The 17083-nt window shown below is 47.8% G+C and carries 8 protein-coding genes, 2 pseudogenes and 1 riboswitch; of the genes and pseudogenes, 1 reads left to right on the top strand and 9 read right to left on the bottom strand.

The annotated features are described in order from the left end of the window. Positions 1-79 precede the first annotated feature (79 nt). Positions 80-1317 (bottom strand): annotated as a pseudogene (locus DW083_RS00195) (3-deoxy-D-manno-octulosonic acid transferase). Between the two features lie 3 nt (positions 1318-1320). After that, the gene (gltX, locus tag DW083_RS00190) at positions 1321-2838 is read right to left on the bottom strand and encodes a glutamate--tRNA ligase (protein ID WP_122331033.1); all 1518 of its coding nucleotides are present in this window, start codon (positions 2836-2838) and stop codon (positions 1321-1323) included. 238 nt (positions 2839-3076) lie between these two features. Between gltX and DW083_RS00185 the strand changes: the two genes are divergently transcribed. Beyond that, entirely contained in the window at positions 3077-5107 is a 2031-nt protein-coding gene (locus tag DW083_RS00185; RefSeq protein WP_122331032.1) for an HD family phosphohydrolase, read from the top strand. On the opposite strand, the gene DW083_RS00180 is transcribed toward DW083_RS00185, so the two are convergent. The 7 genes and pseudogenes from DW083_RS00180 to DW083_RS00150 all read right to left on the bottom strand — a co-directional run bounded on the left by DW083_RS00180 (position 5096) and on the right by DW083_RS00150 (position 17011). Continuing rightward, the gene (locus tag DW083_RS00180; protein ID WP_115497830.1) at positions 5096-5578 is read right to left on the bottom strand and encodes a low molecular weight protein-tyrosine-phosphatase; all 483 of its coding nucleotides are present in this window, start codon (positions 5576-5578) and stop codon (positions 5096-5098) included. The genes DW083_RS00185 and DW083_RS00180 overlap by 12 nt on opposite strands. Before the next feature lie 41 nt (positions 5579-5619). Next, the gene (gene priA / locus DW083_RS00175) at positions 5620-8097 is read right to left on the bottom strand and encodes a primosomal protein N' (protein ID WP_122331149.1); all 2478 of its coding nucleotides are present in this window, start codon (positions 8095-8097) and stop codon (positions 5620-5622) included. Beyond that, positions 8094-8680, bottom strand: a pseudogene (locus DW083_RS00170) (porin family protein). Before DW083_RS00170 ends, priA begins: the two are co-directional and overlap by 4 nt. An 89-nt stretch (positions 8681-8769) precedes the next feature. Beyond that, positions 8770-10329: an ATP-binding protein gene (locus DW083_RS00165; protein WP_122331031.1), complete on the bottom strand. Its 1560-nt coding sequence runs from the start codon at positions 10327-10329 to the stop codon at positions 8770-8772. Positions 10330-10589: 260 nt separating this feature from the next. Next, positions 10590-10787, bottom strand: a riboswitch (cobalamin riboswitch). 133 nt (positions 10788-10920) lie between these two features. Further along, positions 10921-12360: a SusF/SusE family outer membrane protein gene (locus DW083_RS00160; protein ID WP_122331030.1), complete on the bottom strand. Its 1440-nt coding sequence runs from the start codon at positions 12358-12360 to the stop codon at positions 10921-10923. A 39-nt stretch (positions 12361-12399) separates the two neighbouring features. Continuing rightward, the gene (locus DW083_RS00155) at positions 12400-14016 is read right to left on the bottom strand and encodes a RagB/SusD family nutrient uptake outer membrane protein (protein ID WP_122331029.1); all 1617 of its coding nucleotides are present in this window, start codon (positions 14014-14016) and stop codon (positions 12400-12402) included. A 13-nt stretch (positions 14017-14029) separates the two neighbouring features. Next, positions 14030-17011 carry a TonB-dependent receptor gene (locus tag DW083_RS00150; RefSeq protein WP_122331028.1) on the bottom strand — a complete coding sequence of 994 codons (2982 nt, stop codon included), beginning with the start codon at positions 17009-17011 and terminating at the stop codon, positions 14030-14032. Between the last annotated feature and the right edge of the window lie 72 nt (positions 17012-17083).

Raw genomic sequence — 17083 nt, 5'->3', positions numbered from 1 at the left:
TTTACCAGATTTAAGAACATTATTAAAAACACAAATTACAGCAAGGGAGCGCTTTCCGGCACTCCCTTGAAAGACCAGCCTATAAAGACAGCTCTTTTAATATCTTGTCAGTGACCCCGGCATTGCCGCTCACAAATTGCCCGGCACTGTTACCGACAGCATCCAAAACGTCATGATAGGCCAACAGTTCATTCATCTTGCCATCGAACTCGTCTTTTGAAGAAACCGAGAAACCGCCTCCGACCTGGATCAGGTCGCGGGCTTCCTTGAACTTCTGGTATCGCGGACCGAACAAAACGGGAATGCCATACACAGCAGCTTCCAACGTATTATGGATACCGGCACCAAAACCGCCTCCGATATAAGCAATCGTCCCATACCGGTAGATGGAGGACAACAACCCGAAACTGTCTATTATCAGACAGTCCTTTCCTTCCATCAGGCTCTTATCCTGCATCGCGTCGGACAGGCGGACGGAGGGACGCTTCAACAGCGATTCGATATACATCAGATGTTCCCGGTGTATCTCATGCGGAGCGATGATCAGTTTGATCTCCGTATGTTCATTGAAATACGGAATCAGAATATCCTCATCATGCGGCCATGAACTTCCGGCGATCAGCGTAGGTTGCTTCTCTCCGCCTCCATTGGTCACGAACCGTTCCACATTCGGCAATTCACGCGCCTGGTTACGGACATCCAACACCCGGTCGAAACGCGTATCGCCACAAACAGTCACATTCTTGATTCCATACCTTTCAAGCAATTCCTTGGAACGCTCATCCTGCACGAACAGATGATTGAAACAATACAGCATCTTCCGGTAAGGCGCTCCGAACCATTGGAAAAACAATTGGTCCGGACGGAAAATAGCCGAAATGATGTAAACCGGTATTCCCCGTTTCTTCAACTCATGCAGATAATTTCCCCAGAACTCATACTTGATGAAAACGGCAATCGCCGGATTTGCTAAATTCAGGAACTTCTTTACCCGGTAAGGTGTATCGAAAGGCAGGTAACAGATCACATCCGCCCCGTTATAATTCTTCCGCACCTCATAACCCGAAGGGGAAAAGAAAGTCAGCAGTATCTTATATTCCGGATGCTGCGACTGATTTTCTCAATCAGCGGGCGCCCCTGCTCGAACTCTCCCAACGAAGAAGCATGAAACCAAATATACTTCGCCTTCCTGTCTATCTTCTCACGAAGGATACTATTGGTTTTCCACTGTCCGAGACGCATCATGCGCGCCTTCTTATGGAAAGGGGAAATCAATGCGACAATAAAGGCATAGAAATGTATGAGTATGCTATACATGAATTATTTAAGTATTTCGATAGCCCGCTGGATACGGCGGATAGACTCTTCTTTACCCAAGGCTTCCGTGATATCGAAGATATGCGGGCCTTTACCTTCGCCGACAAGGGCCAGGCGGGTTGCATTCATGATGTTCCCTAAATGATAGCCTTTGCTTTCGATCCAGGCTTTTACCTCTTCTTCCGTACCTTCGATATCGAACGGTTCACGGGTACGAAGCACTTCTATCAGTTCCGCCAACTGGACGGCGCTATCTTCTTTCCAACGTTTCTTACGTGTCTTTTCATCGTATTCGGTCGGAGCGATAAAGAAGAAAGAGCAAAGCTCCCACAAGTCCTTGATAAAAGTAGCGCGGTCTTTCATCATCGCAACCACCTTTTCCACATAAGCCGGTTCAGCTTTCACACCGTGGCTTTCGAGGATCGGCATAAAGAGTGTGGCTGCTTCCTTATTATCCATCATCTGGATATAATGGTGATTGAACCATTTTCCTTTTTCGTAATCAAACTTGGCGCCACTCTTGCTGCAACGGCCCAGATCGAAATATTTGATCAGCTCGTCCATGCTCATCACTTCCTGGTCGTTACCCGGGTTCCAACCCAGCAGGGCAAGGAAATTCACGACTGCTTCCGGCAGGTAACCGCTTTCACGATAGCCGGAAGAGACTTCGTCGCTCTTCGGATCATGCCATTCCAACGGGAATACGGGGAATCCCAGACGGTCACCGTCGCGTTTGCTCAGTTTGCCGTTTCCTTCCGGTTTCAGCAACAAAGCCAAATGCGCAAACTGCGGCATCGTATCTGCCCAACCGAAATAACGGTACAGCAGCACATGAAGCGGAGCGCTCGGCAACCACTCCTCACCACGAATCACGTGAGTGACTTCCATCAAATGGTCGTCCACGATATTCGCCAAGTGATAAGTAGGCAGCTGGTCGGCTGATTTGTATAATACTTTATCGTCAAGGATAGAAGAGTTGATAACCACTTCGCCACGAATCAGGTCGTTCACATGGATATCTTCGTCCGGCTCAATCTTTACACGGACTACATATTGTTTACCGGCGTCTATCAGCGCTTTCACCTCTTCTTCCGAAAGAGTCAGCGAGTTACGCATCTGCATACGGGTGGATGCATCATACTGGAAATTGGGGATTTCCTTCCGCTTGGCTTCCAACTCTTCAGGCGTGTCGAAAGCGATATAAGCACAGCCATTGTTCAACAGCTGGTCGACATACTTCTTGTAAATATCCCGACGCTCACTCTGACGGTAAGGGCCGTAATTGCCTCCGAAGCCCACACCTTCGTCGAACTTGATTCCTAACCAGGTAAGAGCCTCGATAATATAGGCTTCCGCTCCGGGGACGAAACGTTGTGAATCGGTATCTTCTATACGGAGAATCAAGTCTCCACCATTCTGTTTGGCAAACAAATAATTGTATAAAGCTGTACGAACACCTCCGATATGCAGCGCTCCCGTAGGACTCGGTGCAAACCGGACTCTAACTTTCCTTTGAGTCATAATTCTTTCATTCTATAATAATGCGGCAAAAGTAGCCCTTTTTTTTCTCTTAGTAAACTTTTTTATGTACATTTCGCCTTTCAATGGATTTTACCGGACGCAGACGGGCACAGACTACGCAGAAGAACGCAGATTTATTTTCTTTTAAAACAAATTAATGATCTGCGTTCTTCAGCGTCATCTGCGATATCTGCGTCCGGTAATACAAACATAGTAGTCAATTACAAAAACAAGTTTTATGAAAGTAAAGAACTATAGCATACATCCCAGCGTCTATTTTATTGTGGCGGCATTGTTGATCGCTTACTTCTTTCCCCGGGAAGGAAAGTTCCGTTACCAATTCTACGAAGGGAAACCCTGGCGATACGGATTGCTCACAGCTCCAAGCGATTTTCCCATTTATAAAACAGATGCCGAAATACAATCCGAACGCGACAGTGCGCTGAAGAAATTCGAACCCTATTACCGTGTGGATGCCACCATCGAATCCACCGAAATAGACAAGCTGCGTACGGACTACCATAACACGCTCAAAAACCGGGCGACTCCGACTTATATGCAGTACATCGAAAACAGCCTGCAAAAACTATACCGGGACGGCATCGTTTCCGCCCAGGACATGGAAGAACTCAAAAAAGAGGGATATCCCCGTATCAATCTGCTCGATAACAACGTGGCCCATCCCCGCCATAGCAGCGAGTTATTCACAGTCAAAACGGCCTACGAGTTCATCATCAACAACTGTCCCTCTTATCTGGAAAAGTCGGTATTGCAATCCTGCGATATCAATAATTACCTGACCGAGAATATCACGTATGACAAAACAACATCGGACAAGGTTAGAGAAGACATACTAAACAGTGTCCCGTTGGCAAACGGGATGGTGCAAGCCGGCGAGCGCATCGTCGACCGGGGCGAGATCATCGACAACCATACATATAACGTATTACGTTCTCTCAAGATCGTACACGAAAGCAAATCCGGAGGGACCCAGCGGCAAAGTATAATCCTCGGAGGCCAGTTCGTATTGGTATTCGGGATTCTCTTCTGTTTCTGGCTTTACCTGTGGTCTTTTCGGGTGAAGATACTACACAACAGGAGGAATGCACTGTTCCTCATCTTATGTGTATTTGTCAGTTGTATCATGACGGAACTCTGCGTGACCTACGGACTGTTTAATGTCTACATTCTTCCGTTTGCCATTGTGCCCATTGTGGTGCGTACTTTTTTCGATTCGCGCACAGCCTTGTTCACGCATCTGATCATTGTGCTGATCTGTTCACTGATGGTTCCTTTCCCTCACGAGTTCCTGTTGTTGCAGGTCATTGCGGGCATGGTGGTCACGTTCAGCCTGAGGGATTTGTATGAGCGCTCGCAGCTGATCCGTTGTGCTTTCTTCATCTTTATGTCGTATGCGCTCTGCTATATCAGCCTGTCTATTTACCAGGAAGCGGATTTCAAGAAAATCAACTGGATGATGATGCTCTATTTCGGTATCAACTTCATCTTGTTGATGTTTACCTATATATTAGTGTATATGTTGGAAAAAACGTTTGGCTATGTGTCGAGTATCACACTGGTCGAACTGTCCAATATCAACACGCCGATCCTGAAAAAGCTGTCGGAGACATCACCCGGGACTTTCCAGCATTCCCTGCAAGTCTCCATCCTTGCATCGGAGGCTGCGGCTGCCATCGGAGCCAACGCACAGCTTGTCCGTACGGGAGCGATGTATCATGACATCGGGAAAATGGCAAACCCGGCCTTTTTCACCGAAAACCAGAGCAGTGTCAATCCGCACAGCCAGCTCAGTTTCGACCAAAGCGCCAAAATCATCATCAACCATGTGAATGACGGCGTGAAATTTGCCGAAAAGGCTATGCTGCCGAAAGCAATCACCGACTTCATCCGTACCCATCACGGACGCGGAAAAGCCAAATACTTCTATAACTCCTTCAAGAACCAGTATCCCGACCGCGAGATCGACGAAGAAACCTTCACCTATCCCGGCCCGAACCCGTTCTCGAAAGAAACAGCCGTTCTTATGATGGCCGACTCCGTCGAAGCAGCCTCCCGCAGCCTGAAAGAACACACCGAAGAAAACATCCGGGGGTTGGTCGACAAAATCATCGACGGTCAGATAGCCGACGGCTTGATGAAAAACGCCCCGCTGACTTTCAAAGATGTGGAAACCGTCAAGAACGTATTCGTAGAGAAACTAAAGATCATGTACCATACGCGGATCAGCTATCCGGACCTAAAGAAGTGAGATTTCCTCGAGCAGCCCTCCACAGGCATCCTCCAGCAAATCGAGGACCAGCTCGAAACCTTCCGCGCCGCTGTAGTAAGGATCGGGGACATAGTCATACAGCTTATTACGGGAGTATTCCGTCATTTGATGTATCTTGGCAACCGATTCCAGATCCGGAGCTTTCCGTTTCAGGTCGTCTATGTTCCGATTGTCCATGCCGATGATCAGGTCGAAATCGAAAAAGTCTTCCGTACGCACCGGGCGGGAAATGGAATCCAGCTTATATCCCCGGCGGGCAGCATGCGCACGCATACGCGGGTCTGCCTGTTCTCCTTCATGATACCCGATTATCCCGGCCGAGTCCACCTTGATCCGGTCACTCAATCCAGCATCCTGCACCAGCTTTTTCATCACTGCCTCCGCTGACGGAGAACGACAAATATTGCCTAAACAGACAAACAAAATCTTATATTCTTTTTTCTTTTCCATAATTCATCATCTATTAAGCAGAGACGCACAACCGTGCGTCTCTACGCCGGATCCACGTCGTAATGCACAATCAATTGCTTGAATGGCAGGTAACGTTGCATCTCCGCATGCACGGCTTCCAGAATCTCGCGGACCGGAGCGATCGCGGCGGCTATTTCTATTTTCAAAACGATCTTTCGGATATGAAGCGTCTGCACTCGTGTAATGGGCGGGGTAACCGGCCCCAAGACGCGTTCACCCAAACGGCGGCGCAGGTTGTCGGCATATAAAACAGACAATTCCTGCAAGATCGAGTCATTGCGGCTACGCAACACAATCACGATCAGCCGGTAATAAGGCGGATAGCGAAACATACTGCGCTCACCCAATTGCAGGCGAGCCATCTCCTTATAAGCAAAACGCTCCACCATCCGGATCAACGGATGATCCGGCCCGGACGTTTGCAAGATTACTGTTCCGCGTTTATCCCGCCGGCCGGCACGTCCGCTGACCTGCACCATCAACTGGAAAGCCCGTTCATGGGCACGGAAATCCGGGAAGTTCATCAGGCTGTCGGCATTCAGGATACCGACCACGCTTACATTTCCGAAATCCAGTCCTTTCGACAACATCTGGGTTCCAATCAGTATCTGCGTCTTTCCCTTCTCGAAATCGGCGATTATCCGTTCATAAGCCGTACGGGTACGCGCCGTGTCGAAGTCCAGGCGTTCCACTTTGGCTGCGGGGAAAAGCGTGGCTATCTCCTCTTCCACCATTTCCGTTCCGAAACCCATCGTCCGCAATTCCGGAATTTCGCACATTGGACACTGGTGGGGCAACTGGATCTTATACCCGCAATAATGGCAAACCAGTTCGTTACGGAACTTATGGTACGTCAGGCTGACATCGCAGTTTACGCAATGGGGCACCCAACCACAACTCTTACACTCGATCACCGGAGCAAAACCACGCCGGTTCTGGAACAAAATCGCCTGTTCTCCCCGTTCCAACGCCGTATTGATCTTTTCGACCAATATCGGAGAGAAAAGCGTATCTTTCATAATCTTCTTACGCCGCAGTTCCTTAATATCGACCGGCAGTATCTCCGGCATCAGGCAATCGCCATAGCGGGTGGTAAGCTCGACCAAGCCATATTTGCCGGTAGTCGCATTAAAATAGGAATCGATAGACGGAGTGGCAGAACCCAAAAGAGTCTTCGCCCCATGCATGCCGGCCAATACGATCGCAGCATTGCGGGCATGATAGCGCGGAGCCGGATCTTGCTGCTTATAGGTATTCTCGTGTTCCTCATCCACAACAATCAGTCCCAAATCCTTAAACGGCAGAAATAGCGAAGAACGGACACCTAAGACCAGCATCGGCCCATCCGTATGCAGCAGGCGGTTCCAGACTTCCACCCGCTCGTTATCGGAAAACTTGGAATGATAGACCAGCAACTTATCGCCAAACAACTTGGCTAACCGTTCGGTAATCTGCGTAGTAATGGCAATTTCGGGAAGCAGATATAAGACCTGGCGGCCCATCTTCAGCACCTCGTCTATCAGGCGGATATAAATCTCCGTCTTTCCGCTGGATGTCACGCCATGCAGCAGGCAAACATCTTTCGTGCCGAACACATCGTGTATCTCCCCGTAAGCCTTTTCTTGTGCCGGACTGAGCGGACTGGGTGTCCGCAAACGGCAGACCGGCACCTGAAGGCGGCCTACCTCCTTCTCGTAGCTTTCCAAAACGCCCCGCTTCAACAAACCGTCCAACGTAGCCGGTGAGCAATGGCTGTTTTCGAGCAACTCTTTTTTCGATAGTTCCCGCGTCAGAGCCGGATTAAGCGCATGGCTTAAATCCAGAAAACAAACCAACAGTAGCTCCTGTTTCTTCGCCCGCTTAAGCTCATCAAACACAGATTGTAGAGACGCACGGCCATGCGTCTCTACCTCCTTATAGGCTTCGGAAAGACGGATGAAAGTCTGCATCTTCGGCGCAAAACCACGTTTCAGTTCCTCACTGACTTCGACTGCACCTTTCGCCATCAGGGAGGCGACAACAGGCACAACATTACGGAGCCCGGTTTTCTTTTCCAGTTCGGACACCGTCAGTTTCAGGACTCCCGCAAAGGCATCCAGCACCACCTGTTCGTTCGGGCGCAACGGCCCATCCGCTTCAAAGGCTTCATTATAAGTGACAGCCGTCTCGCTTTCCAGTTTCAACCCGGAAGGTAAGGCGGCCTTATAAACATCTCCTAACTTACAAAGATAATAAGACGCAATCCATTTCCAGAAACGAAGTTGCGGCCGGCGAAGCACGGGAGTGGCATCTAAAAGCGCATAAATCTCCTTTGTCTCGTATTGGCTGTCCGGCTTACGCTCATGCACATCCATCACGATAGCCGTATAGTAGCGCTTCTTTCCGAAATGGACAATCACCCGGCAACCCGGTATGACCGCCTGTTCCAGATCGGCCGGAATACTATAGGTATAGCTATTCTCTAACGGAAGGGGTAATATGACATCTGCGTATTTCAAAACAAGATCGCCGCCGTAATCGACCATCCGCGGTTCTTACCGTTCAAATCAAGTTTGGATGCGCTATAATCTTCCGTCAATCCCAAGGCATAATTGAAACCGACCTGCAAATGCTTGATCAGCTCCACTCCGCCACCCAGATTCAAACCGGCATTAAAGTTCTTCGCCTTTAACTGGTTACCAACCGAACCGGGGATATCCCAAAACTTATCACCACCCACACGGAAACCCACATACGGTCCGGCAGCCAGATATCCTTTTATAATCGGGAGACCAAACTTCCATTTCAAGTTGACTGGTACATCTATATAATCGTTTTTAAGGTCTTTTTCTCCCTTCGCCCCGATTCCCTTCTGCGAATAAAGGATAGCCACATCAAAACCGACACCCATCACCGGAGCCATCACTTCCATCATCGGACCGATATAAAGCCTGTCACATTGTCTTTCCCGACTATTTTCTCATTGAAATGCACGGACGAGATATTCAAACCTCCCTTTATACCGAACTTAATCTGGGATTTCGCAGGCACAGCAACCAATGTCATCACGGCCAGCAACATAAACCCTACAATCTTTTTCATACTCTTTCTTTATTTAATTAATACCGATTACAAATAAACGCACTTTTCCAGTAATAAACAAATCTCGCTTGCAAACAGTTTATTCAGTATTATTCAACCAACCACTTTTCGATATTGCGTGTCTGCGCGCTGAAATTGATGCCGATACGGAACAATTTGCGCGGGTCGGAAGCAAACGGAAGAGCGTAACCTTTGTCATCGATTTGTTGCAATGCTTCTTCGGCCGTACCGTTGAGTTTGAACTCCATGACGTAGATGAAACGCTCGGTTTGCAGGATCAGGTCTATACGGCCTTCCGACGTATGGTATTCTGCCTTCACATAGAAGCCCAGCAGCTTAAAGACAATAAAGAGTACATTCTGATAATGCAGTTCCAGGTTGCGAACCAACTCGTAAGGGGTGTCGGCAAAGAAACTTTGCAGGCGGCGTAAAAAGGCTTCGTAATTGCCGTCGTAGACTTCCCGAGCAAACTTTTTGATCTCGAAAGTTGTGTCGACCGGACTTACCGGGGTGTAATAAGGCAGGAGATATTTAATAAATCCTTCTTCCACCTCCTTATTTGGGAAACCTAAACGGTAGAGACCGAATGTCTTGTCGTATCCTTTGATCGTCAGGTAACCGCTTTGATAGATAACCGGTATGGGGTTCTTCGAGATAGCATCGATACTGTTCAAGACATCGGCATCCGTCTCGGTATGCGCCATCCGGTAGAGGTCGTAGTTCGTGTTTTGCAATAACTTCACCAGATAGGTGGGCGTGCCGGTTTCAAACCAGTAATTATCAAATTTCCGGTATTTGAATGTATTAAGCAGGCTGAACGGATTGTAGATACCAGGAGAGTTCTCGACGAAGTGATAACCGTCAAAACTGGTTTTCAACTCCGTGCAAGTCTCTTCGTATGCCATATCAAGCGCAGAAGCCAATACATGAACGTCACCGTCAAAATCACGATGCAATTCATCTTCACTAATACCGCAAATGGAAACATAAGGTCTTCTCATCGAAAGATCATCCAGATTGTTCAGATCACTGAACACGCTCACTTTGCCGAACTTGGTCACACCGGTGAGGAAAGCAAACTGGATATACCGGTCCATGCTCTTCATCACCCCGTAGAACGCTTTCAGGGTATTGCGGTATTCGTTTTGCAACTCGTCATTATCGATGGCCTGTAGCATCGGTTTGTCGTATTCGTCTATCAGGATGACCACCCGCATACCGGTCTTCTCCGAAGCACGCTCGATCACGTACGAGAAGCGCTCTTCCGGGCTACGGTCCTTTTTCTCGTCGCCATACAACAACTCCCACCTTTCTAAATGCTGATTGAGTATGGCGGTCAAATCCTCGGGAGAAACATATTTCTTGGCGTTCAAATCCAGATGTAACACCGGATAGGTCAGCCAGTCTTTTTCAAGTTTTTCGATAGCCAGCCCTTCAAATAGTTCTTTCTTTCCCTTGAAGTAGGCTTCGAACGTGGAAATAAGCAGGCTTTTGCCGAAACGACGCGGACGGCTCAGAAAGTAGTAGCTACCTGTCTTCACCAATTGATACACCAAGTCGGTTTTATCAACATACAGGTAGCCTTCTTTTCTGATCTTCTCAAAATTCTGTATCCCGATGGGGTACTTCCTGATAAATGTCGTTTCCATATATCCTCTGTTTTAAAAGTATGAATACAAATCTACGGAAAAACCTTCGATTTTCATGCAAGTCAAATCAAAATCATTTAAATGGCGATAAAAGGAAAGCATGAACCAATAGCGGAGCTCATCCCGCATATTGATCCATGCTTCTTTTCCTAATTATTATGGCAAAATAATTAAAAACAATACAATGGAGGCTACGGGAACGGGTAAAGAATATGCAAGCAGAAATGCTCTGATGTTCTCTTCCGGCCTTTCCTCGAAGCCGTCGAAAAAAAATGCGTTGCAGGTCTTCTGACTTGCTTCCGGTATGAGCGCCTTCCCAACTTTCGTCAGTGGCAAAAAGAATTGCCCAATCCGTTTATGAAGCTTACAGCAGCGGGACTGTTCGGGATTTACACCCGATTCCCTTTTAATCCTTTTCCGCAGAGTGCGAAGCAGGAACAATGCATGCGACAAATATAGGGATATTTTCCATAAATATCTCATCTTCGCCTAAAAAAAGCTGAACGCGTCTTTTTCTAACGAAAAAAGAGTCTGACATACGGTTGTTGGCCGCACATCAGACTCTCTTTAACAATCAGGGGTGAAAACCTTTTACTGGATCACGCCTGTTCCATCGGTGAAGTCGAGTACCGCTTTCTGTCCGGCTTTGACAGGCACAGCAGGCTGGTCGCCTCCATTGCCGCGATATTCGATCTTTCCTTCGTAAATATTAAATTCGGCACGCCACCAATCAGACAAACCCGGATGTTTGATACACATGCGCAGGTTGCCATCAGCCGCAAATGCAGGAGATGTGATCTTCTTGGCGGCATTATCAACCGTAAACTTGCTTGCCTCATCGTAATCCCACGTACCGCCGTTGACATCGCCGAACAGATAAATATTCACGTCTGTCACAGAAACGGTATTGTCTTCCAGGTTGACATAGATCAGATAATAGCCCGGAGTCGTCACGTTGATGTTGTTTCCGCCTTTGGTATATTCTCCTATAGCATCGGCGTTCTCTTCGGCAATACCGAAGTCACCGCCCCAACCTAACTTAACCGTAAACTTGAAGCCGCCGGGATTTAGATAGGCGATCTTCCAGAATGAACTTGGCGTTCCGTTGACCGGAATGCATTCTTCCGCATCTGTTTCGGGCGTCCATCCCTGGAAAGCATCCCCGACAATAAACAGATTTTCGGGATAAGCCGGCGGAACGATCGGCTCACCGGTCAGGACATAACGGGCGCTGAACTGCCCGGCACGGATATCATATTTCATATACACGCTGAATTGTCCTCCGATATTCGTAACCAGGTTGGCACCTCCCGTTTCCATGCTACTGAAACCTTCGGTCAGGACATTATCCGTTCCTTCCTTCGTTCCTGTGACATCGGTGAATATCTTCACTTTGCTGGCCGCATCGTATGGGATTTCATACCCCCAGTTACCGCTATAACGGAATTTAAACTCACCGGCGTTCAGCGTCGTCGACATCTCCCACTCTACCGTCGTGCTGGTCGCATCGAACTTCGGAGCGTTGAAAGGAGTCTCCTTATCCCATGCGCCTTCTGTGGCGGCACCGATAATACCCCAGCTCACCGGCAGGATCGACACCTGGTTCAGACTGGTATTAACGATTATATTATACAACCCGTCGGATGCGACTGTAAAAGCCGGACCTCCGGCAGACAGGTTACAGATGGAGATTACATCGGGAACTTCCTCGACGACTTCCCCTTTACCATAATGCACCGGCTCTTCTCCGACCGCTTTACATACGGAGATATTAAACTCACCACCGGCTTTCAACCAGGTATAAATACCGATTATCTCCGGCTTCGTTTCAGACAGACCGTCACCAAGATCCAGCTTGACAGGCTTCAAGGCTGACGTAGAAGCTTCACCGCTGAATATGGTGGCACTACCGACCACATACGTACCGGGTTGCGCCTCTTCGATAATGGTCCAGTTATCGTTATCCTTACAACTTGTCACCGCCAGCAACAGGAGGATAAACATGGATATATAGTTGCATATCTTTTTCATATCATTGTCCTTTTATATGAATCTGTTTATAGTTGTTTATCAATATCCTTTATTCTGTGAAAGGTTTTTATTCAGCAAGACTACATCATGCGGAATAGGGAATACGGTACAATAGGGTTGTGTCGCCGGACGGCCGTCCACCGCATCGCAGAACTTGCCGAACCTGACAAGATCCTGGCGGCGTACACCTTCCCAGGAAAGCTCGCGGGCACGTTCGTCCAACAGGTCGTTGAGAGTCGCTTTGGAGAGTGCATCGGCACCTACACGTCCGCGCACTTCATTGATTTCATTGTCACCGCTTTCCCCTTTACGCATTTTAGCCTCAGCCTTCATCAACAGGACATCGGCATACCGGTATAATACGAAATCGACACTTTGCAATTTGCCTGCCGACTGGGAGGCGGGATCGATCTCATACTTTTTCCAGCGTGCACCGGCCGTTTTTTCATCGGCTATACCCGAAACATCGACGGCTACGGCGTCCGGCTTATATTCCAGTTCGTTATCACCATCCATGACCGGAGCTCCGTCCGGTCCGGTTACTTTACCTGTATAGAAACACAATTCCAGGCGGGGATCATTCTTGCTTTTTCTGAAAGAAGCTAATAATTCCTTAGAAGCAGAAGCTCCGTTCCAACCGTCGATCGAATAAGCTTTACCGTGTGCATAATGGACAGTACGGATGATATAATAGAATTGGGCACTATACTTAGCCGGATCCATCGGGATTGTGAAAATATTTTCTACAGACTTCTCGTTCCCCACACTGAAGTTGGATGAGTAAGTGGAAGAAAGCTGATATCCCAAATTGGAAATAGAATCACAATAAGCGATTGCAGCATCCCAGCAAAGAACCTTCTGGCCGTTCATTTCAAAATCCGTACTTCCGTTAGGAGCACCGCCGTTGTCCGTCCAGTCATCATCCGAATAGACCTGCGCATTCAAGGCTAACTTAGCCAATAGGAAGAAAGCCACCGGACGTGTCATACGACCATAATACTCACCTTCTTTCGTACTGTTTGCCGTATTCAGATAAGGCAAAGCCTCCTGTAATTCCTTCCGGACAAAATTGTACACTTCGCTTCTTTCGGATTGTTTGACATCCGAAATCTGTACATCCGACTTTTCGACCAGAGGTACACGGCCGAAGCAATCCAGCAATTGGTAGTAGTATAATGCACGGATCGCCTGTACTTCCGCTTTGTAAACGGGAAGATAGATATTCTCGGGATCCGCTTCCATCAGGCTGTTCAATTTGTCGATAGACTGGTTGCTCAGACCGATCACTTTATAAAGATAATCCCAGACGCTTTTGAAAGGAGCTTCAGACTTATCCCAAGTATGCAGATACAACCGTTGCCATAATTTCCCGTCTTCCCAGTCACCACCACGAGTCGGAAGCAAGGCTTCGTCGTTCGTAAATGTCTGGATGTCGTACAAACCACGGTCTGTCCCGGCCAGTCCTTCCCCACCGCCGGTCGCACCGATCTGGGTATAAAGATTGGCAACTGTATTGAGGTAAATCAATTCCGGGCTTTTGTAAGCCTCTTCTTCCGGCATCTGGTCTTTCGGGTTTTCTTCCAAGAAAGAGCTACAGGAAGGAAGAGCGAATGTGGCGGCTGCAAGCAGGCAGCTATATATTATATTCTTTTTCATGTTTTTATGCTAATTAGAAGGTTATATTTAATCCGAGAGAATAGGTCCGCGTCAACGGATAGAAGCGTTTGTCATCGACACCCATATCACTACCAACAACGGTATTGTTGATCATCGGCGATAAACCTGAATAGTTCGTGAATGTATGCACGTTATTGACAGAGGCCGTCAACCGTATGTTCTTAATGACTTTGTCGATTTTCTTTACATTGAAGTTATAGCCCAATGTGATGTAATCGATATTCACATAATCACCTTTTTCCAGCCAATAGTCAGTGACCGTGTTGTCCTTGATGTTCATGGAAGGAGCATCCGGCAAAACGTTGTATGTCGGGAAGGTATTCATGTTCATATAAGTCAGAGAGGTTCCGTTATAGATCTTATGTCCGAACGCTCCGCTCATCTGTACCTGCAAGTCAAAGCGTTTATAACGCATGCTGATATTGGCACCCATGAACACTTTAGGAGTTGCCTGTCCTGCCACGTAGCGGTCGTTACCGTCATTGATATCGACAGTACCGTTCTTGTCGAGGTCTTCAACCTGGTACGTGTAGCTACCTAAACCGTCATTCACCAGACCTCTTGAATGAGGCAGATAGAATACACCTACAGGCTGTCCTACCATCTGGTAGATAACTCCCGTATTACCACCGATAAAACCGGCGCCATTGATACTACCCAGACGCATATATTCGGAAGTAGACAATTCCTGGCCCATATAAGTTCCGCTCAATGATTTCAGTTCATTCTTCTGATAAGAGACGTTGGCACTGATCTTCAGGTCGAAATCTTTGGTCTGTACCGGTGTGCCGCTTAAAGCTATTTCCACACCGTTGTTCTGCATTTCCCCTAAGTTTGCCAAGAGCTTGTTGTAGAGGAACGGAGGGACCGGAACGGCATATTCGTACAGAAGATCTGTCGTTCTGGAATTGTAATAATCGACAGAACCGGAGATCCGGCTTTCCAACAGGCTGAAGTCAACACCTACGTCGAACATCTTCTTGGTTTCCCATTTCAGGTCCGGGTTTGCGTTACGGGCATACCCGTAAGTAACGGTCTGCTGACCGTTGACAGTCGTGATACCCGTAGGTTGCATCAGGGACAATGAGTTGTAAGGAGATATGGCATCCTGGTTACCGGTCAGACCGTAGCCGGCTCTGATTTTGATGTTCGTAATCTGTTCGATATCCTTCAGGAATGCTTCGTTGCTGATTACCCATGCCGCAGAAGCGGAAGGGAAGAAGCCCCACTTGTTGTTTTCTCCCAATTTGGAAGAACCGTCGGTACGCAGGTTGACCGTTGCGATATAACGGTCGTCAAACATATAGTTAAGACGGGCCATGAAAGAAGAAATATTGTAGGAGTTGGCATAAGAAGTAACATCGCCATACTTCACATTTGCTCCTGCTTTCAGGTTGTCATATCCGAAATAGTTCGTACCGAAGCCGCGTGCGTCAGCACCGAAACCGTTGAACTTATAGCTCTGCCCTTCCATCAACCCTAAAACATCAACATGATTCTTTCCGAAGTCTTTCTTATAGGACAACGTGATATTTCCCATCAGTACATCGCTGTTCTTCTGCGTCTTGCTGGCCTTACCGCTACCTTCACGGATACCGGCTTTGATATTATTCGGAATGTAGGTCGAGTTGATCTTCTCATTATAGGTATAAGAGCCGAATACGCTCAACATCAGATCAGGGGTAAAGTTGAACGAGAGCTTACCGTGTGCATTCAGGTAGGCATTGTCTTCCTTATCCTGTATGGTCAGACGTCCTAACGGGTTGTCTATCTCGTTTGCGTTCGGATCTTCCGGCCACGTACCGTCTGCATTTTGGGCAGCAGGGAGAGTCGGGTTGAAAGAAGCGGCGGAATAGAATGTTTTCTGGTGATCGTTCACATAGTTATTCACCTTCTTGGAACCGAACATGCCGAATTCTATTTTCAGACGATCGTCGAACATCCGCTGGTTCGCATCCAACTTAGCGGTATAATTGCGCATATCGCTACCGTCAATAATACCGTCCTGTGCAATCACGCCGATCGAAGCACGGTAATTGGATTGCTCGTTTCCGGCACCGAAAGAGACGCGATGGTTCTGCGTGAAGCCGGTACGTTGCATCTCCTTCATGAAGTTCGTGCTCGCACCGCCGTCGAGGGCATTGACATACCCACCGGCCTCTACGGCCGACCGGTATTGTGCGGCATTCAGCATATCGATGTTCTTATAGACACTTTCCACGCCGAATGTCCCGTCATAGTTCAGGCTGACGGCTCCCGCCTTCCCTTTCGTCGTGGTAACGACAATTACACCGCTGGCGCCACGTGAACCATACTGAGCGGTTTCGGAAGCATCCTTCAAAATCGTAAAGGTCTCGATGTCGGAAGGAGAAAGCGCATTCAGCAAGCCTAAGTCACCGAAAACACCGTCTATCACAACCAACGGATCGTTACCGCCGGATAATGAAGTCGTACCACGCACACGGATAGAAGGAGTGGAAGCCGGGTCGCCTCCCTGTTTGTTGATGACCACACCGGCCACTTTTCCCTTTATCGACTCGAGCGGGTTCGTTACGACTCCGACATTCATGTCTTCTTTCTTAATCTTTTCAACGGCACCGGATATTGTCCGCTTACTTCCCGTAGCGTAACCGACAACAACCACTTCGTCCAACGCTTCCACATCTTCTTTCAGGATAATATTAAAAGAAGTCTGTCCATTAACGGCTAAAGTCTGAGGGACATAGCCGATATACGAAATATTGATCGAGGAGTTTCCGGGTACGGTTAAAGAGAAATTACCGTCTACATCGGTAATGATCCCGTTTGTCGTACCAACCTGAAGAACACTGGCTCCGATAATCGGCTCGCCGGTCACATCTTTTACATTACCTCTGACTGTAATGTCTTGCGCAAAAATGCTAAAGTTACACAGTAAGCCTATTAATATTAATAGGCTTACTCTTGCACTGCAAGAGTAAATTTTTTGTTTCATGCATTAGAGAATTTAAGATTGTTATTACTTATGTTTATTTTGTTGCAAATTAGAGAAATACCTATTAAAACC

The sequence above is a fragment of the Parabacteroides sp. AF48-14 genome, from assembly GCF_003477465.1.
GTDB lineage: Bacteria > Bacteroidota > Bacteroidia > Bacteroidales > Tannerellaceae > Parabacteroides > Parabacteroides acidifaciens.
The sequence above is the reverse complement of the archived record's forward strand: the minus strand, read 5'-3'. Positions and strand labels throughout refer to the sequence as shown.